We start from the raw sequence: 19391 nt of genomic DNA, 5'->3' as shown, positions 1-19391 counted from the left end.
AATATATGGATGATTACAAGGATTTACAAGGTTATCCCTTACAAGCGGGGCAAGGTGCTCCGTTTGCTGGTAGGTTAGTAGATTCAGAAAGAAACGAAAACGGAGTATTTGTGCGAATTCCTTTTGATATGCTAAACAATGCCGGTTTATATGGTGCTAATAAAGTAGAGGTGTGGGGGGAAACGGATGGAACGATATATTTCCGTATTGCAACAAGATGCGAAATATGTAAACGTGGAGCTCGTCTGTACGCACTGGATATGGGGTTTGCGAAAAAGAATATTTGTTTAGAGTGTTATACATCACTTACAGGGAATTATCCATCTCAAGAACCGCCAACACCAACTAATGAAAATAACACACAAACAGAGCAGGAGCAGGAATAGCTGGTCTGTTTTTATTTTGTATAAAATACGGCTTTTGTTTTGAAATTTCTGCGATGCATTCACCATAAATAAGGTTGTCTCATATCATGTAGAGATTGCTTTATTAAGATTTTAAAAGGATGTGAATACAGTGGAAGATGTATATGTAAAAATCGACAGTTTAAAAGCAGAACAAAAAGAAATTATGCGAGATATTCGTAATTAAGAAACTCGCACAACAATTAATGAGAAAGACATTGCTACAATTAATAAGCAATTAGAAAAGATTAGCATGAATACAACTTGGATTTTACGAATTATTATTAGTGCAATTACTATGTCAGTCTTGGGTTTAATATTAAAAGGGATGATTTAATATCTTAAAATAAAAGTACTTACTGAGAGAGGGACAAGCGTCTCTCTTTTTTATTATAAATAAGGAGATGTAAAGATGGATCGTATTGATATATTAATGAAAGCATTTATAGCTACATTCGGTGGCTTCTGTGGGTATTTCTTGGGAGGATGGGATGCAACATTGAAAATCTTAGTGACGATGGCAGTTATTGATTATTTAACTGGCATGATTGCAGCAGGATATAATGGAGAGTTAAAAAGTAAAGTTGGTTTCAAAGGCATCGCCAAAAAGGTGGTGCTTTTTCTTTTAGTCGGAGCGGCTGCTCAATTAGATACAGCACTTGGAAGCAATAGTGCTATTCGTGAAGCGACAATCTTTTTCTTTATTGGGAATGAGTTGCTTTCACTTTTAGAAAATGCAGGGCGTATGGGAATACCTTTGCCTTCAGCACTAACGAATGCAGTTGAAATTTTAGGTGGTAAACAAAAACAAGAAAATAGAAAAGGGGATGTTAAGTAATGGGAAATATTATTGATATTTCAAAATGGAATGGTAATATTAATTGGCCTGTAGCAAAGCAATACATTGATTTCATCATCGCTCGTGTACAAGATGGTTCAAATTATTTAGATCCATTGTATAAAGGGTATGTACAAGCCATGAAGCAACACGGTATTCCTTTTGGTAACTATGCATTTTGTCGATTTGTTTCTGAAAATGATGCACGAATAGAAGCTCGTGACTTCTGGAACCGTGGAGATAAGAGCGCGACAGTCTGGGTTGCAGATGTTGAAGTAAAAACAATGAATGATATGAGAGCGGGCACACAAGCATTTATTGATGAACTACGCCGATTAGGTGCTCAGAAAGTTGGTTTATACGTTGGTCATCATATGTATGCTCCGTTTGGTATGGCAAATGTAAAATCTGACTTTGTTTGGATCCCTCGTTATGGCGGTAATAAGCCAGCTTATCCATGCGATATTTGGCAATACACAGAGACAGGTAATGTACCAGGTATCGGTAAGTGTGATTTGAACCAATTGATTGGAAGTAAACCTTTATCTTGGTTTACAGTAGAGGAACAAACAGAACAATCTGTTGCTAATGGTGGCTATCAATACGTTAAATCTGGTGGGTTTGGCATTTCATTGGTTCAGGAAGTTGTAAATGCTATGAATGAGCGTGGAACAAAAGGGAAAGTTGTCTCTGATCCATTAACTGGTTTAGCGTACTTACAAACTGAAGTACTACCTAATGGCGAGCTTGATAAGATTACAGCTTGGATGGATGAAAGAGACTGGTGGTACGAGTACATTAAAAAATAAAACAAAAGAATAGTTTGATTAACAAAAATAAGAGCCGTTCTGTTGGACGGCTTTTTTAATTTATATTAACTAATTCATCGAATTTAAATTCCGTATCTAATCCAAATTCTTCTGTGCAGTAAGCAGTTTTGAGCAATTGAAAATAACCTGTAAATCATTTATTAATAAAGTTGTTCTTTGGAAGGTTTATCCAAATATATATAGAGAAAGTATGAAAAAGTAAATTTTAATTTGACCAAAGGAGATGAAGAAATTGTTTAAAAAAGTCGGTATAGGAGTATTTTCTACAGCAATTGTATTAAGTGCCAGTATAGGTTTTTCAGGTATTGTATCAGCAGATAGTCCATCTACAAATGAACAAGTTAGGAATGGAGATTTTGAGGATGGGCTGAATAACTGGATTTTATCTAATCCTAATTCTTCTGCCGAGAATATCGGCACTGCTGAAACAGGCAATCATTATCTGAAATTAATACATGCAGACACAGCCTATCAGCTAGTTACTGTAAAGCCGAATACAGAATATACATTAACATTTGATATAGCGGGAAGTATAGATTCTCCATCAGAAGTAACAGTAGGTAATCTGAATGCCACTCAAGAAATAGTTCCATTAACAAAGAAGCAGTATACAGGATTTAAGCCAGAACATCATGAGATGAAGTTTAAAACAGGGGAAGATGTGTCAAACTTTGCTGTCAAACTTGCTTCTACAGCAAATGGGAGGGCTAAGTTTGATAATGTACAATTAAAAGAAAAGGAGAAATCCTATATTTTTAATATTGATTTTGATCACAATTCAAGTTTAGAACCTCTTAAACCATATGGCGATATAAATTCCAATATTGAAGATCATGCAGGAGTAAATAATTCTAAAGGACTTCATATAAGTGGAGGATACGGTTTTTTTATGGGGGACGTAACTTTGAAGCCTAATACTACATACATACTGTCCGCATCTGGAAAAATAACGCATCCTTTTAAAAGATTACTGGTAGGAGCACAGTCTCCTGGGGGAAAAGATACACCTTATTTGGAGTTTGATTCCTCACAGTATGAACAAAAATCAATTGAATTTACTACTCTAAATACTAATAATCCATATACATTCTTCTTACAAATTACTGGAAGTGAAATCGGTGATGCCTATCTTGATGATATCGTACTAGTTGAAAAGTAACCATAATAAAAAATGTATTTCTATTATTGACATATGAAAACAGTTCTAGAAATGAGCCACCATATCTATAAAAAATAAAATTTCTCTATCTTTTTTACCTTTATGAATTCGAAATAATATATTTAAAATGTTTCTTAACAATATATAATAAATTTATTCCAATAGAATCTATTGTGTTTACATAACCGTTAAAATTTATGTTTATTTTAAATAAATGTAAATTTTTAACGGTTTATTTTTTTCTCAATTGTGGAATTTTTATCCTTAATTATACTTAATATGTAAGTTCGATTTTATTTTTAGGATTTTGAGATAAGGCATTTATCTTAAATTCTTACTTAGAGGGGTGATTTATGTATGACTTAAGAATTAAATGTAGGTAATATGCATCTAGAAAAATTAAGAAAAGACTTGGAAGCTTTAGACACACATGATTTTTTATTGTATTCATCGAAAATATAAACGATATTTTATGAAAATAAGTATTTATTTACTAAATCCATTTGTGGAATTAATGAGAAAATTGGTATTTCGTATGGACGTTAAAACAAAACTGAGTGAAAGGACTGATTTATATGAACAGAAGAAAGAATGGTAAATTACAAAAACCAATAAAGGTGCTAGCGACATCCGCTATTTTAGCAACCACGTTATTTACACCTATTATGTCAAACAATTTAGATGTACATGCTGAAACTGCACAAACTGTAACTCAATTTGAACAAAGAGAGTTTGACCTGCCAGGTACAGGAAGTTTTTGGGATGAAGCAAAAAGAGAAAAAAGAGGTGAGCAAAAAAATTATATGCCAACAGGCATATATGTGAAACCTAATGAACAGGTTACAATTACAGTATCAGGAACGCAAAAGATTAGAGCCATTATTGGGACACATCAATATGATAAAGAATGGGGAAAAGAAATTGATCTTTCTCCGGGCTCTAATACTATCTCTTCACCAAACGGCGGCGTATTAGGGTTAGATAATTTTCAAAGCACAGGAACAGTTAAGGTGCAGGTAACACAAGGTGGTAGTCCTATTCCTTTCTTTGTATTAGGGAAACACACAAAAGCAGACTGGATTGCCATGATGAACAACTATCCAAATGCACATGCAGTACAATTGAAATCAGAGCGAGCAGTATTAACTGTAACTCGTGATAGTGCGAATAAATATATTGTAAATCAAGATCCTGTGCCTCTATTAAATAAATATGATGAAATGATTAAAGCGCAAGACAAGCTAGCAGGGCTATCTGAAACAGATCCAAATCCTTTACATCGTTCAACTCGTCGGATTTGGGCCTTTGTAGAAAATCCTAACGCACAAGATTGGGGCATGTATGCAAGTTGGGATGGAGCCGTCTTTACGACTGCTGGTGAAGCTATCAAAAGTACTTTAAATGTCAATGAGTTTGGGTGGGGACAAATGCATGAAGCGGGGCATGCACGACAACAATATCCATGGACGTGGAATGATTTAAGAGGTATGGGTGAAGTAACTAATAATCTATATTCTTTAGTTGCAGATAAGAAAATATACCCAAATAAACCAACACGTTTGGAATCAGAGGGCGATTATAATAGAGCCTTTGCGTATTTAAAACAAACGAATAAAGAATATAAAAATATTGACGACCTGTTTGTCAAACTTGTTATGCTTTGGCAGCTTCATTTAGCATATGGGGATGATTTTTATCCGAATCTTCACAAATTATATCGAGAGACACCAGAGGATCAACTTCCCAAAACAGATGAAGATAAAATACAAACATTTATTTACAATACATCGAAAATAGCAAAACAAAATGTACTGCCATTCTTTGATAAATGGGGATTGAAAGCAACACAAGAAACGAGACAAAAAGTAGAAGCTTTAAACAACCCAACATTAATTGCACCTATATGGGAAGCGACGGATACTAAACCTGTAAAACCACTAGCTGTATTGTCCAAGAAAATAATGAAGGCAAGTGCAAATAGTGAAGAATCATGGCGTGATCCAGCAAGTAATGCAATTGATGACAATCCAAATACAATTTGGCATACCCAATGGAGTGCACCAAATCAATATCCATATAATTTAACGTTAGATCTTGGTAAAACACAAACTATCACCCAAGTAGCATATCTTCCAAGACAAGACTGGTCAGAAAATGGTATTATTTTCAACTATAATATTTATACAAGCGAGGATGGTTCTAACTATAAAAAAGTAACGTCTGGAACATGGGAAAATAATAGGACGAAAAAATTTGCAACATTCGAACCTATTTCTGCGAAATATGTAAAACTAGAAGTAACGAACGGATTTAATGGATTTGCTTCAGCAGCTGAAGTAGATATTTTAGGATATTAATAGTTTGTACGTATGAATGAGTAGGTTATCGCAGGGGGATTTTTGAATGATTTGAAAATCTGCCCTGCGATAATTTTTTTTGCGTGTTCCATGCTCTGTTTTTACTTTGTAATTTCTAATATGAAATTACGTGTATAAATTTTTATAGTTACAAAATACAGAAAAAAACTAGAAGCATTAGTAGCTAAGTACGAATTGTTTGTGAAGTTGTATGTAATAGGAAAAATATAAAAAGTGCTAACAAGTTTGCAAACGAACTTGCTAACACCTACACAAAATAGACATAAAATATCGCTGATATGTCGTCTTTGAAAATAGCTTTAATCAGTTAAATCACAGTTATACGAAATGTCCATAAAAATACTCTTAATATCAAGAATATAATCACCCAGATATTCCTTTACTTTTAAGACGGAAACGAGGCATGATATTGATTTCTACCTCAGAGTTTGCGTCAAATAATAAAAAAATACGGTTTGTAAAACTAAAAATACAACAAGCTACAACCGGCATGAAATGGATTAAGATATTTAGAAATTTAAAAGATGATTTTCAAATAGGGGGAGAGGTGGATTTAGACCATATTCTCCAATATCCGAAAGATTATATTGTAGGAGAAAATAAAAGGGTGTTATTTCCATACAATGAGAGAATTTATAAAGTTCAAGGTACTAAAATAGAACCGGGTATAACAGTAAAGGAAAGAGAGTATTTATTTAAAGAATTTCAGCGTAAATTCTCTTATTTCACAATACTTCCAGAATGTAAAAAGGTAGCTACAAATAACAAAAATGAATTATTTCCTTTATTTGCCCCAAAAGGATTAGAGACATTAACATTAGAAGTTTGGTCTGAAGATATAGTGCTGGAAATAGAACAAACATTACTTGAGAGTCAAATTGTTTTGACTAAAGTTGGTGAAAATTCTTATGTATTGAATACAGATTTTCCAGTGTTATTAAAGATTGTGAGATACAATATTGAAAAGGTGTTACAAAATCCATATAAAATGCAATATTGCCAAAAATATAAAACAAATCTTGTAGATGATGTTACGAAAGCTGTCTATGCTACCGCGGGCGAGCGCAGTGATGCGACATTAGCATTAATCGCATTGAAAAATTGTGATGGACGAGAAAAAATTGATCCAAAACAAATCATTAGAGAGGGATTTGCACGAGCAAACCGTATTTCAACATTTATTAATTTATTTATAGGCCAAAGTGTATCTCGTAAAACAATTGTAAATAGTGTTTTTAGTTTATTAGAGCAAAAAGGATTTTTGAAGCGTAGTTGGAATAAGATAAATTTACCTTGTATATATGTTAATTTATCAATTGAACGAATATCGAAATTTGATTTCTTACCTATTCTTTCAAAAATAAAAGGAAAAGAAATTTTATATAAATTATATGGGAATACAGAATGGCAAACGATTGATTACGTATTATTAAATATAAATAAACATAATGCATTTTTACCACAACCATCAAAGAGAAATGATATGGGAGCTTTTTTTAAACAATATGTTTCCGAAACATTAATGGAAATTGTACAATATGCAAAAGAACAAAATGAACAAGTTTATTTCATTGTAGATGCAAATTTGAGAAGGTATTGGATAAAAGAGTTACAAAATAAAGAAATTAATACAGATATTTTACCTGATATTGTTCCAGAGGTGTTAAAGGTTCCAAATTTAAATATTATTAGAATAAATACAGGTTTTGATGTACCAAGTTACGGTGTAATAGAATCTGATGATGCTCTAGATAGCATTGGCTTATATACAGATCAAAAAGGGATGTATTATAGCACTGGTGAATATTCACTTAATTGTAGTGGGATTTTTCAGCGATATATACTTGAAATTTTACCATTGGGTGTAAAACCTGTAGAAAGGGATTATATCGCTAAAATGATACATTACATGTGCTGTAATTCTAGTATGCTTTCGAAAAAGAATGTACACATTACATATTCCATGCATATGGAAAAAGTAATAAAGAGTTATATTACTGACATAGATGCAAGAGAGTTTAAAGAATTTGATGATGAATTGGATGTAGATGTAGTAAAAGTAGAAAAGAAAGATTCAATTATTCTACTTTAAATACTAGTAAACAAATCCTGCTCGTTATATCGATCAGGATTTGTCATTTTTTTATGTAAATAAGGATATCCTTTGTCAAGTATCTTTTCGTTTACATATTTACTTTATGTGCAGACAGGATTAATATGTTTTTAGAAATACAAAAACTATTTCATATGGAAAAACGATTTTTATTAATTGAAAAAATTTGAAAGGAATGGGGAATTGTGAAGAAATTAGATGTGCTCTTAATGCTATTGAGCGGCCTCTTTCCAATTGCAGGACTTACAAAGCAAATCCCTCTAGAACAATCTATATATATTGGAGGGCTTTTATTTTTTACTAGTTTCGGTAGTTATTTTGCTAAAAAGATGTATTCACGTATATGCAGTTGGATAGCGTATGCGCCATTTATAACACTACTGTTAGTTATTTGGCATCAAGATATTGCAACAAGCTCAATCATAGCAAATGCGAAAATTGCTGCATGTGTCGCGTTAATTCCATGTTTATTCCGTTTTCGTACATATGGACTTACTTTGGGCTTATTCTCATTATGGGCCGCTTTACTATGGGATATAAAAGAAGTACAGTCGTTAGTCATACTTGAACGCATAACGAGTTTAATGACAAGCCATTATGTATATATATTACTATTAATTGGAGGACTTGTATTAGGAGGATTACTTGCGATGTTCATTCACCGCAAAGAGAAAGATAATCAAGAAAATATAAATCTACTTGGACCAAAAAAGAAACGCAAAAGATTATCAATTAAGATTCGACTTCCAAGATTGCCGAAATTAAAGATGAAACTATTTAAGTTTGGTGGGAAAGAATCTAAAAGTAAAATGCCAGAAAAGATCCATGAGTATAAGTACGAAGAACCAGTTGCAACATATGAAATGACAGAGCAAATAGATCCATACAAAGAAAATGCAGTTCAAGGTCAAACAAGGATGGAACGCCGAAGAAATAGGTATAATGCATAATGAGGTTTAATAACCCCGTAATGACTTATCTTAATATTGATAAATCATTACGGTTTTTTTATGTAATGAAATGAAGGTTGCTAATGTGGGGGGAACAGCATATTTTATAGGTGGGAACCAAAATGAAATAAGGGGAGGATAAAATGCTTATCATTACATATATATCTGCTTGTATATTATTCTTAGTTAGTTTTTTACATGTATATTGGGCTTTCGGAGGTAATTGGGGGACAAATAGTGTTATTCCAACTAAAGCAGGGGAAAAGGCGTTTACACCTCGTGCCGGAATGACATTGGTCATTGCATTATTATTAAGTATGGCAGCAATAATTTTGTTGCAACAAGCAAAAATTGTTCATTTTGCAGTTCCTAATGTTATTATTCAAGTCGGTTCCTGGATTTGTATGATCATCTTTTCTATTAGAGTAATTGGTGAGTTCAATTATTTTGGTATCTTTAAACGACAAAAAGATACGCACTTTGCTAGAATGGATACCGGTTTATATATTCCACTTTGTGTATTGTTATCTTTATCTTTCTTATTAGCAATAATTTTGTGAGTAAATAATAGTAGTTTCTTTTCTCAAAATATATATAAACGTGAGAAATCTAAGAGTAAATAAAAAGGATGTAAGCGCCTTCTTGTCGAAATGTAAATTATTATGAAAGGCGGTGACACTATGAAGTATGTAAAAGTTAGTATGAATGGTGGAAGTGAACATAAATTCTCAATGACTTTAGATCGGTTTGAAGAACTTATTACTACAGAGAATGGGATATTAGAAAATAAATTAGTATGTATTGAAAATGTAATGATTAATCCTACTAATATATCTTCTGTAGTTGAAAAAATTGGTGTACCGGCTAAGTTTATGGAAGCTTAAAATCGTTAGATAAAAAACATCCATTGAGGATGTTTTTTTAATTTATAATTATGAAATTGTGCAATGAAATTTTGAGTAGATTTTTTAGCAATGACTATGCATATATTAAGTACCTGAACATGGTGCTTAATACATGCACGAAATAATAAGTACAAGCATATATTATGTAGTAGGACAAGATCTTCGTGTCCTACTTAATACTCAGAAAAAACCTCTAATCACATAAGAGCAGCCAATTGCAGGGTGCTCTTATTTTTTATGAAAATCTACTATGAGCCTTATTTTATAGTAGGATGCAATAATAAAGGGCTATTTTGAAATAGTGTTTTTTAGCCTTTAATTTTAAATTTATCTTTAACGTTAATAAATATTAAAAATAATATGATAGCAGAAATTAAGTTAGATAAGTAGAAATTTTGATGAAACAGTAGTTCAAAGATGACATCGAAAGTAACGAATAAGGCAATAGCAGGTAGTATGCAAATAAATATAAATCTCCAATTTTTTAAGTAATGTTTATAATTTGTAAGTACTTTATCCATAAATATAGCTCCTATATTTTTGTTTTTATATAATTATACATTTAGATACAAGGATTTTCAAAGTAAAAATATTTAGCAATTCAAAAATATAAGGAGAGCTTTTGTTGAAAATCCAGATTGCTGTAGTAATCTGGATTTGACTTTAAAGAACTATACTAAAATGATACACTATAATCTACGTTATTTTTGAAATGAATAGAGGGATTTGTGTGATAGATAAAATTAAAAATGCTGTAGAGGATATGTACGAAGATGAGGCTAAAGATTTACTTCAAAGTATTCTCATACAGTTAAACTTATTAGAAGAAAACTATAGTGAAGATACAATTAAAAATTTGATGGATATTCCGAAACAATTAACAAGTAATCCTACTTATAAAAGGAATGTAAAAGAAAGTACGCACGTACATATTGCTTTTGATGATTCAACGGCTGGTTGCTTAAAATATATGTTAAGTCAAGAAGAATTATTTGAAGAGAGTGTTGTTGCTTTTTCGGAATTTTTTTCAATTGGACCGATATATAGGTTGCATACGAATGAGGGGCAACTAGCAAGACAGGAGTGGTTAATAAATAACTTAACTGCTTATGATAGTTATTTTGAAGAAGAATATTTATCAAGATTTATAGCAACTATAGAAGAACTACATACTATTCCTGTTGAAACACCTATTACAATTTGGAAGGCTGATAATGCACATGAACATGTAGGCCTAAGTTTTGTAATAGCACAATTAAAGGATAAGAAAAACATTCGAGTTATTAATACGTCTGAAGCAAGTAGAGAAATATTAAAACAAGAGTATGATATTCGTGGAACGGGAGAATTACCACCTGAAAGTTTAGCTCTATTCCAAAAAAGTTTTATAAAGTTACCTTATTTAACTGAAGAGAAGCGAATGAAGTTTGAACATGAGTGGGATAGATTATCGGAAAGCATAGAATGTTTAAGAGTGTGGAAAGAAAATGAAGTGCATTTTGTACAAGAAGATTATTTTGATCAATTTATAATTGAATGCGCGAAAAGTGTGGGTGCTGATCGAGAGTTCCTCAAAGCTCCTAGAGTAATTGGTGAAGCACTTGGTCTTGTTGAACAATTGGTTGGAGATACATTCTTAGAATATCGCTTGAAACAATTAATTAAACAAGAAGTATTTGAATTTGAAGGTTCGTTAGATGAAATGCGTTTTTATAGTGTGAAGTTAAGGAAATAATAAACACATTCTATTTTTGAAAGGCTCGTATTTTTAATAATACGAGCTTTTTAAGTTGAATTTGGGCTATACATAAGCTTCCTAGAGAGGGCATATCACATATGAATGATAAAGGTAATGAATGAAAAGAAGGTGATTTGTTAATATGTATAACCAACAAAATTATCCATATGATCAAGCGATGTATTATAATCCACAAAACTACGGGTATGAACCTACAAATGAAGTGAGAGATATTGAACAAGAAGATTACAGACCAGATGATGCGGAGGATGCTCCAACGTCACCACCACCGTCACAAGCGCCATCGTTACCGTCTACATTTGCTTCTCCAGCACAACCAGGCAATATGAAATCATGGATGTGTAACTGTTTAGGAAGATGGGGCTATTTACGTTTACATCGTCCTGGACCTTTTGGAAGGGATTTATGGTTCTTTCCGACTGAAGTGAGAAGAAACGGAGTATCAGGTTACACTTGGCAAGGTGGTCGTCGTCGTAAAGTAAGTTATCGCTATCAACAAATTAGTAATTTTATGTGCTTCGCATAAAGAGAGGTGGGAGAGTAAAACGATTGTACTCTCTCACTTTTTTATTTTTCAATATACGAAGTAAGATTTTGATTAAAAATTTACAATTTTCACGTTTTTATTAGAGTATAATGCATATGTTGGTTGGTTTTCAAAAACAAATGAGAGTGAGGGAATACAATGTCCATGAAAAACAAAGTTGGGTTAAGCATAGAGGATGGCATTAATTTAGCTTCAGCTCAGTTTAAAGAAGATGCGTATGAAATTTATAAAGAATCGCGAAAAAAACAACCTATATTATTTGTAAACCAAGTTGAAATCGGTAAAGAATGGCTCATTACTAGATATGAAGATGCTCTGCCACTTTTAAAAGATAATCGTTTAAAAAAAGATTGGACAAATGTGTTTTCTCAAGATATAAAGAACATGTATCTTTCCGTTGATAATAGTGACCACTTAACAACACATATGCTAAATTCAGATCCACCTAACCACAGTCGTTTACGATCTTTAGTTCAAAAAGCTTTTACACCGAAGATGATTGCACAATTAGACGGAAGAATTCAGAGAATAGCAGATGATTTGATAAGTGATATAGAGCGAAAAGGTATATTAAATCTTGTGGATGATTATTCATTTCCATTACCAATTATTGTAATAAGCGAGATGCTCGGTATTCCAAAAGAAGATCAAGCGAAATTTAGGATTTGGTCTCATGCTGTTATTGCATCACCAGAAACACCTGAAGAAATAAAAGAGACTGAAAAACAACTATCTGAATTTATTACATATCTTCAATATTTAGTTGATATTAAAAGAAAAGAGCCAAAAGAAGACTTGGTGAGTGCTTTAATACTTGCAGAGAGTGAAGGGCATAAACTTAGCGCTCGGGAACTATATTCAATGATAATGCTATTAATTGTCGCAGGACATGAGACGACAGTGAATTTAATTACAAATACGGTATTAGCACTTCTTGAAAATCCAAATCAATTACAGTTATTAAAAGATAATCCAAAACTAATTGATTCGGCTATTGAGGAAGGATTGCGTTATTATTCTCCAGTTGAGGTTACAACTGCAAGATGGGCAGCGGAACCTTTTCAAATTCACCATCAAACAATACAGAAAGGAGATATGGTTATTATTGCATTGGCTTCAGCGAACCGTGATGAAACAGTGTTTGAAAATCCAGAAATATTTGATATTACACGGGAGAACAACCGTCACATTGCCTTTGGTCATGGTAGTCATTTCTGCTTAGGAGCTCCACTTGCGAGGTTAGAAGCAAAGATTGCTATTACTACTTTGTTTAATCGAATGCCTGAACTACAAATAAAAGGGAATCGTGAAGAAATTAAATGGCAAGGTAACTATTTAATGCGTTCTTTAGAGGAATTGCCTTTAACTTTCTAGAATAGTTAAAAGGAGACATGCATACATCGAAAATGATTTACATAGAGTATGTATGTGTTATTTAAATTTGAAACGGAAGGGTGAAGACATCCCAATGATCAACTAATTCTATTTGTAAGAGATCTTCGTTAAAAAACGAAATATTCTTCTGAATAGGGTTAGTCTGTACATTTATAGAAAAGGGATGTATTTCGCTCTGCGAATATATTGTCTTTTTATATGATTTGTGCTGCCTCCTGTTCAGAACATGAAATAGGAGGCTTTTTTATGTCGACAAATGTAGTAACGAAACAAAACAATGGGGTATCACAAGTATTAAAAAATCGGTTTGTTCAAGGGATTTTAGCATCAGCATTATTTTTACAAATAGGAATATGGGTTCGAAACTTTGCGGTATTACTATATGTAATGGAAATGACAAAAGGTGATGCTTTTGCTATTTCTATGATTTCAGTTGCTGAATTCGCTCCAATTTTTATTTTTTCATTTATTGGCGGTACCTTTGCTGATAGGTGGAAGCCAAAGAAGACAATGATATGGTGTGAAACGTTAAGTTCCATTTCAGTATTCGCTGTATTAATTACGCTTATGTTTGGAACGTGGAAAATTGTGTTTTTTGTGACACTCATCTCTGCAATCCTTTCACAGTTTTCACAACCATCTGGAATGAAGTTGTTTAAACACCATTTATCAACGGAACAAATTCAATTAGCGATGTCTATATATCAAACGATATTTGCAATATTTATGGTATTAGGACCAATTCTAGGGACATTTATCTTTCATAGTTTTGGAATTTATATTTCAATCATCATAACAGGTATCTCGTTTTTACTTGCGGCAGTTGTATTGTTATTTCTTCCGAAAGATCTTGAAAACGACGTAGAAAAGAAAGATATTACTCTGCTGCAGGAGATGAAGGATGGTATTAAGTATGTCAAAAAGAAAAAAGCATTAACTTTGCTAGGGCTTTGCTTTATGGCTGCAGGACTAGGTATAGGATTAATTCAACCATTAGGTATATTTATTGTGACTGAGCAGCTAGGATTATCAAAAGAGAGTTTACAGTGGCTACTAACAGTAAATGGTGCGGGAATGATTGTTGGCGGAGCATTAGCAATGGTATTTGCGAAAAACGTTGCTCCGCAAAAGATGTTAATTATCGGTATGCTTGGTCAAGCAATTGGTATTGGCATTATAGGATATTCTACAAATTTATGGGTGACACTTACAGCTCAGCTTTTTAGTGGCTTAGCTCTTCCTTGTATCCAAATTGGTATTAATACGCTTATTATTCAAAATAGCGATACCGATTTTATAGGTCGTGTAAATGGTATTTTAAGTCCGCTATTTACCGGTTCAATGGTAGTAACGATGAGTATAGCTGGCTCATTAAAAGAGATGTTTTCATTAAGTATGATGTATGAAGGGACGGCTTTACTTTTTATAATTGGATTATTGTTTATTTTACCTATATACAATTTAAAGCCAGTAATAGCGGTAGAAAGTGAAATAAGTGGTAAAGGAAGTGCTGTACAAAATGAATCCTAATCCAAATATTAAATACCCTATTGAAGGAAATCAAAACGTTCAATTTATAAAAAATACAATAACAAAACCTAATATACTTGTTGGTGACTATTCTTATTATGATGCGAAAGATGGAGAAACATTTGAAAATCGAGTATTACATCATTATGAATTTCTTGGGGATCGCCTTACTATTGGAAAGTTTTGTTGTATTGCATCTGGAGTTAACTTTATTATGAACGGAGCGAATCATCGGATGGATGGATTTTCGGCATATCCATTTAATATCTTTGGAAATGGGTGGGAGAAGTATACACCTAGTTTGTCTGATTTACCTTACAAAGGCGATACAGTTATAGGAAATGACGTTTGGATTGGTATGGACACAACTATTATGCCCGGAATAAAAATAGGAGATGGTGCAATCATTGCAGCTAAATCTGTTGTGACTAGAGACGTCGCACCATATACAATTGTTGGTGGAAATCCAGCAAATAAAATAAAAGAGAGATTTTCAAATGAAATAATAGAAGAATTATTACAAATTCAATGGTGGCATTTTGACATTGAAAAAATAACTGAAAATATAGATGTGATTGTACGAGGAGATATTGAACCATTAAGAAAGCTAAAAAGGGAATAAAAAATGCATGACAAAGAGTATCATACCTCCGAATTTTGTTAATGATAATAGAACAAGGAGGTGTGATACTATGGCACAAGACGTTTTATGTGAAGTAAATAACTGTAAATTTTGGGCGAACGGTAATAAATGTAGTGCAGAGGCAATTTACGTAGTAAGTCATAAAGGTAAACATGCATCTACAACGGAAGAAACAGATTGCAAAACTTTCGATCCAGAAGTATAAATGTTTGAAGGGTAGCCAAATCGTGGTTGCCCTTTTATTAATTATAGTATTGATAATAAATATCATTTTCATTCATTGTTTTTAACTTTTCTTGTTATTTTTTCATATTTTTTTCATAAGTGATGTAATCCAACTCAATTCATGTTCAATTCGTGATTTACTAAATTCAATGACTTCAGTAATAAAAGATGAGGTAACATCTAGAGACTGAATAGCAGTAAGCTGATTATATAGTACGTTTTGACGTACAGTCAAAATCTCTTTTCTATCCTCATAGTCAAGTTTTTCAAATAGCGCAATACGAACAAGAAATTCTGTATTGTTTGTCGCAAGTTTTTCGGGAAACTCTCGTAACATTTCAGAAAAAATTTCTTCTCCTGTTTCTGTTATATCGTACATATTTCGGTTTGGTTTTCCGACTTGTTTATGTATTTTTTTCGTTATAGCACCCATATTTTCAAAGCGCCGAAGGGCAGGATAAAGCATGTTGTGATTTAATTCGAAATTTTCACCTAAACGATTTTGAACATTTTTTTTAATTTCATATCCATGTTTTGGTCCTGTCGTTAATTCTGCTAGTAGTAAAATGTCAACGTACATAAAAATCCCCCTTATATATTTCTCAAGTTCTCTAATGAAAAATCCCCTTTGGTATATGTTAAAATAACATATGATAGTTTATACAACTTTGGACTGCCGACCTATCACTTTTATTGTAAAAGAAAAGGGAGGAAAGAACTATGGCTTCACCTGAAAATGTTATTTTAGTTCATGAAATTTCAAAGCTGAAAACAAAAGAAGAATTATGGAATCCATATGAATGGTATCGTTTGATGAGGGATAATCACCCAGTTCATTATGATGAAGAGCAGGATGTATGGAATGTTTTTTTATATGATGATGTAAATCGTGTTTTATCAGATTATCGCTTATTTTCAAGTAGAAGGGAGCGCAGACAATTCTCAATCCCTCCTTTAGAAACTAGAATAAATATAAACTCTACAGATCCACCAGAACATCGCAATGTACGTTCCATTGTTTCTAAGGCATTTACTCCAAGAAGTTTAGAACAGTGGAAACCTCGAATACAGGCTATCGCAGATGAACTTGTACAACATATCGAAAAATGTAGTGAAGTTAATATCGTTGAACAGTTTGCTGCACCTTTACCTGTTACCGTTATTTCCGATTTATTAGGAGTCCCAACAACAGATCGTAAAAAAATGAAAGAATGGTCTGATATTTTATTTATGCCGTATAGTAAAGAAAAGTTTAATGATCTGGATGCCGAGAAAGGGATAGCATTACATGAATTCAAAGCATACCTTCTACCGATTGTTCAGGAAAAGAGATATCATTTAACCGATGATATCATTTCTGATTTAATTCGAGCTGAATATGAAGACGAAAGATTAACCGATGAAGAAATTGTAACCTTTTCATTAGGTTTACTAGCGGCTGGGAATGAAACCACTACAAATTTAATTATTAATAGCTTTTATTGCTTTTTAGTAGATTCACCTGGAATTTATGAAGAGTTAAGAAAAGAACCTAACTTAATTTTAAAAGCGATTGAGGAAGTATTACGCTATCGCTTTCCTGTTACATTGGCCCGGAGGATTACAGAGGATACAAATATATTTGGTCCTTTCATGAAAAAGAATCAGATGATTGTTGCGTGGGTTAGTGCAGCGAATTTAGATGAGAAAAAATTTTCACAAGCCTCTCAATTTAATGTACATCGAACAGGAAATGAAAAGCATTTAACCTTTGGGAAAGGTCCTCACTTTTGCTTAGGAGCACCACTTGCACGTTTAGAAGCTGAGATTGCATTAACTACCTTTATAAATGCTTTTGAAAAAATAGAGCTATCTCCATCTTTCTGTTTAGAAAAATGTATATTGGAAAATGAACAAACATTAAAATACTTACCTATTCGATTGAAAGCCAAATAAAAATCTTAACAAGGTGCATACATTTGCATCTTGTTTTTTTGTTTCTCAATTGTGAGTTTTCGGCAATTACCTTAATATGGAATTGTATAAAACGTAGAGGAGGATTCTTATGTTGACTTGTAATGGAAGTAAATCATTTCAAAAGTTTATTAAAGGTGTTACAAATCTTATGGAAAACGGTTTATTTGAAGAAGAAATAGTGTGTGGCATTGAAAAGTTACTAGAAGAACTTTTAGAAAAGAAAACATGGCTTCCGTTAGATAAACAGAAGGCCAATTTGACTCAATATGCACGACATTTATTGTATGAAGATCCGCTCAAACGTTTTGAAGTACTAGCTCTCGTATGGAAAGATGGACAATCTACACCTTTACATGACCATGACGGCACATGGGGAGTAGAAGGCGTTTTTTCAGGAAGGATTATGGTGAAGAACTTTATACAAACGAAACAACTTGGAAATTCACTTGTTTATTTAACACATACAGGAAATCTTTATTTGGGAGAAGGAGAAACAGATAAAGTAATTCCACCAGCGGATTGTCATATTCTTGAAATCAGCAAAAATGAAAGCGTTATTACGATTCATGTCTATGGAAAACGGCTAGAAAAGTTTAAAGTATATATCCCAACTGAAGAAAAAAATGTGTACATGTGTGAGACAAAATACATTAGTTATAATTCATAGTTTAAAATCCAAAGCTTTTTTAAAAAGAAAAGCTTTGGATTTTATTTTTAATTATTTCTTGACCTGAAACGCTTTTCATAAATTATAAATAAGAAGTACCTCACGAGGATTGTATGAAAACGATACCTAATAATTAATTAGAACTCGTGTATTTATAGAAAGTGGTGAAGAAATAATGAAATTAATCGCAATTGATTTAGATGGAACTCTTCTTTCGGGGAATAAAATGATAAGTAAAGAAAATGCAGAAGCAATTCGAACATGTCAAGAAGCTGGCCATGTTGTAGCAATTTGTACAGGACGTTCTATTGTTGACATTGAGCGATTATTGTTAGAAGTTAATTTAGAGTGTCCAATCATTGCGGAAAATGGGGCTCTTATATATAAAGATAAAAAAATGATGAAGAGATATCCAATTCAAAATATGCAGGCACTTGAAATTGTAGAATATCTTGAAGAGAATGGTTTATATTATCAGCTTTATACTGATAAAGGTGTGTATGTACCGGATTATGGAGTAGAGAGTGTACGTAATGAAATTGAGTATGTGAAGAATTCAAAAGAAAATTTCGACTTGAAAGAGTTAGAAACAATCGCAGCATTATATCTTGAGCATACAGCGTTTCATAGTGCGGAAAGTTGTAAACCAATTGTAGAAACAGATATACATGTGCATAAACTATTACCATTTTCTTATGATATTGAGAAATTAAAAAAACTAAAAGAAACATTTCTTCATAATACAGATTTAGCAATTACATCTTCATATTGGCACAATTTAGAGATTAATCATCGAGATGCTCAAAAAGGGAATGGATTATATACTTTAGCAGAACATCTTAATATTCCGGTTGAAAATACTGTAGCGATAGGTGATGGACTAAACGATGTTTCTATGATGGAAAAAGCGAACATATCAATTGCAATGGGGAATGCAGTAGAAGAAATAAAAGCAATGTGTAAATACGAAACGTTATCAAATGAAGAACATGGTGTGGCACATGCTTTATATAAATATGTAATGTAAATAAAAAAGAAAAAAGAATCCATTTGGATTCTTTTTTCTTTTTTATTAGGGGTAAGGTATTCTAT

The 19391-nt window shown here is 32.5% G+C and carries 20 protein-coding genes and 2 pseudogenes; 19 read left to right on the top strand and 3 right to left on the bottom strand.

Going from position 1 to position 19391, the window contains the following annotated elements:
* Positions 1 to 5: 5 nt before the first annotated feature.
* The 4 genes and pseudogenes from DN401_RS01785 (at position 6) to DN401_RS01770 (ending at position 2051) form a co-directional block, all read left to right on the top strand.
* Positions 6 to 386, top strand: coding sequence for a hypothetical protein (locus DN401_RS01785; protein WP_149287459.1), 381 nt, complete (start codon positions 6 to 8; stop codon positions 384 to 386).
* Positions 387 to 516: 130 nt separating this feature from the next.
* Positions 517 to 741 (top strand): annotated as a pseudogene (locus DN401_RS01780) (hypothetical protein).
* Between the two features lie 75 nt (positions 742 to 816).
* Positions 817 to 1242, top strand: a complete 426-nt coding sequence (locus tag DN401_RS01775; RefSeq protein ID WP_149287458.1) for a phage holin family protein — start codon at positions 817 to 819, stop codon at positions 1240 to 1242.
* A complete protein-coding gene (locus tag DN401_RS01770) occupies positions 1242 to 2051 on the top strand; it encodes a GH25 family lysozyme (protein ID WP_149287457.1) in 810 nt (269 codons plus the stop codon). The genes DN401_RS01775 and DN401_RS01770 overlap by 1 nt, the downstream gene beginning before the upstream one ends.
* 55 nt (positions 2052 to 2106) lie before the next feature.
* Here DN401_RS01770 and DN401_RS30070 read toward each other — a convergent pair.
* Positions 2107 to 2187: pseudogene (locus DN401_RS30070) on the bottom strand (YolD-like family protein); the annotation flags it as partial.
* 117 nt (positions 2188 to 2304) lie between these two features.
* Between DN401_RS30070 and DN401_RS01760 the strand changes: the two are divergent.
* From DN401_RS01760 to DN401_RS01735, 6 genes are all read left to right on the top strand, one after another.
* Positions 2305 to 3231 (top strand): carbohydrate binding domain-containing protein, encoded by a 927-nt coding sequence (locus tag DN401_RS01760; protein ID WP_149287456.1) that lies wholly within the window; start codon positions 2305 to 2307, stop codon positions 3229 to 3231.
* A gap of 575 nt (positions 3232 to 3806) precedes the next feature.
* Positions 3807 to 5588 (top strand): M60 family metallopeptidase, encoded by a 1782-nt coding sequence (locus tag DN401_RS01755; RefSeq protein WP_149287455.1) that lies wholly within the window; start codon positions 3807 to 3809, stop codon positions 5586 to 5588.
* A gap of 430 nt (positions 5589 to 6018) precedes the next feature.
* Positions 6019 to 7701: an RNaseH domain-containing protein gene (locus DN401_RS01750; protein WP_149287454.1), complete on the top strand. Its 1683-nt coding sequence runs from the start codon at positions 6019 to 6021 to the stop codon at positions 7699 to 7701.
* Between the two features lie 206 nt (positions 7702 to 7907).
* Positions 7908 to 8672 (top strand): DUF3959 family protein, encoded by a 765-nt coding sequence (locus DN401_RS01745; RefSeq protein ID WP_000732180.1) that lies wholly within the window; start codon positions 7908 to 7910, stop codon positions 8670 to 8672.
* A 143-nt stretch (positions 8673 to 8815) separates the two neighbouring features.
* Positions 8816 to 9232 carry a DUF3995 domain-containing protein gene (locus DN401_RS01740; RefSeq protein WP_127063979.1) on the top strand — a complete coding sequence of 139 codons (417 nt, stop codon included), beginning with the start codon at positions 8816 to 8818 and terminating at the stop codon, positions 9230 to 9232.
* A gap of 120 nt (positions 9233 to 9352) precedes the next feature.
* Positions 9353 to 9556 (top strand): hypothetical protein, encoded by a 204-nt coding sequence (locus DN401_RS01735; protein ID WP_000878369.1) that lies wholly within the window; start codon positions 9353 to 9355, stop codon positions 9554 to 9556.
* A 329-nt stretch (positions 9557 to 9885) separates the two neighbouring features.
* Here the strand turns inward: DN401_RS01735 and DN401_RS01730 are convergent, their stop codons facing one another.
* Positions 9886 to 10098, bottom strand: coding sequence for a hypothetical protein (locus DN401_RS01730; RefSeq protein ID WP_000362067.1), 213 nt, complete (start codon positions 10096 to 10098; stop codon positions 9886 to 9888).
* A gap of 209 nt (positions 10099 to 10307) precedes the next feature.
* On the opposite strand from DN401_RS01730, the gene DN401_RS01725 reads away from it, so the two are divergent.
* From DN401_RS01725 to DN401_RS01695, 6 genes are all read left to right on the top strand, one after another.
* Positions 10308 to 11312, top strand: coding sequence for a DUF1835 domain-containing protein (locus DN401_RS01725; RefSeq protein ID WP_000565687.1), 1005 nt, complete (start codon positions 10308 to 10310; stop codon positions 11310 to 11312).
* A gap of 145 nt (positions 11313 to 11457) precedes the next feature.
* Positions 11458 to 11862, top strand: coding sequence for a hypothetical protein (locus DN401_RS01720; protein ID WP_000282687.1), 405 nt, complete (start codon positions 11458 to 11460; stop codon positions 11860 to 11862).
* A gap of 159 nt (positions 11863 to 12021) precedes the next feature.
* Complete coding sequence (locus DN401_RS01715; protein WP_086404447.1) at positions 12022 to 13257, top strand: cytochrome P450 family protein; 1236 nt, start codon at positions 12022 to 12024, stop codon at positions 13255 to 13257.
* 267 nt (positions 13258 to 13524) lie between these two features.
* Positions 13525 to 14808, top strand: coding sequence for an MFS transporter (locus DN401_RS01705; protein ID WP_098212939.1), 1284 nt, complete (start codon positions 13525 to 13527; stop codon positions 14806 to 14808).
* Positions 14798 to 15430 (top strand): Vat family streptogramin A O-acetyltransferase, encoded by a 633-nt coding sequence (locus DN401_RS01700; protein WP_001069204.1) that lies wholly within the window; start codon positions 14798 to 14800, stop codon positions 15428 to 15430. Before DN401_RS01705 ends, DN401_RS01700 begins: the two co-directional genes overlap by 11 nt.
* Positions 15431 to 15500: 70 nt before the next feature.
* Positions 15501 to 15656: a DUF1540 domain-containing protein gene (locus tag DN401_RS01695; protein ID WP_000046095.1), complete on the top strand. Its 156-nt coding sequence runs from the start codon at positions 15501 to 15503 to the stop codon at positions 15654 to 15656.
* A 102-nt stretch (positions 15657 to 15758) separates the two neighbouring features.
* Here DN401_RS01695 and DN401_RS01690 read toward each other — a convergent pair whose 3' ends face one another.
* Entirely contained in the window at positions 15759 to 16256 is a 498-nt protein-coding gene (locus DN401_RS01690) for a PadR family transcriptional regulator (protein ID WP_000289127.1), read from the bottom strand.
* A 140-nt stretch (positions 16257 to 16396) separates the two neighbouring features.
* On the opposite strand from DN401_RS01690, the gene DN401_RS01685 reads away from it, so the two are divergent.
* From DN401_RS01685 to DN401_RS01675, 3 genes are all read left to right on the top strand, one after another.
* Positions 16397 to 17611 carry a cytochrome P450 gene (locus DN401_RS01685; protein WP_078421450.1) on the top strand — a complete coding sequence of 405 codons (1215 nt, stop codon included), beginning with the start codon at positions 16397 to 16399 and terminating at the stop codon, positions 17609 to 17611.
* A 109-nt stretch (positions 17612 to 17720) separates the two neighbouring features.
* Positions 17721 to 18299, top strand: coding sequence for a cysteine dioxygenase family protein (locus DN401_RS01680; protein WP_000954442.1), 579 nt, complete (start codon positions 17721 to 17723; stop codon positions 18297 to 18299).
* Between the two features lie 175 nt (positions 18300 to 18474).
* A complete protein-coding gene (locus DN401_RS01675) occupies positions 18475 to 19326 on the top strand; it encodes a Cof-type HAD-IIB family hydrolase (protein ID WP_000766393.1) in 852 nt (283 codons plus the stop codon).
* Positions 19327 to 19391 lie beyond the last annotated feature (65 nt).

This window comes from Bacillus sp. BF2-3 (genome assembly GCF_008368795.1).
Taxonomy (GTDB): domain Bacteria; phylum Bacillota; class Bacilli; order Bacillales; family Bacillaceae_G; genus Bacillus_A; species Bacillus_A cereus.
The sequence above is the reverse complement of the archived record's forward strand: the minus strand, read 5'-3'. Positions and strand labels throughout refer to the sequence as shown.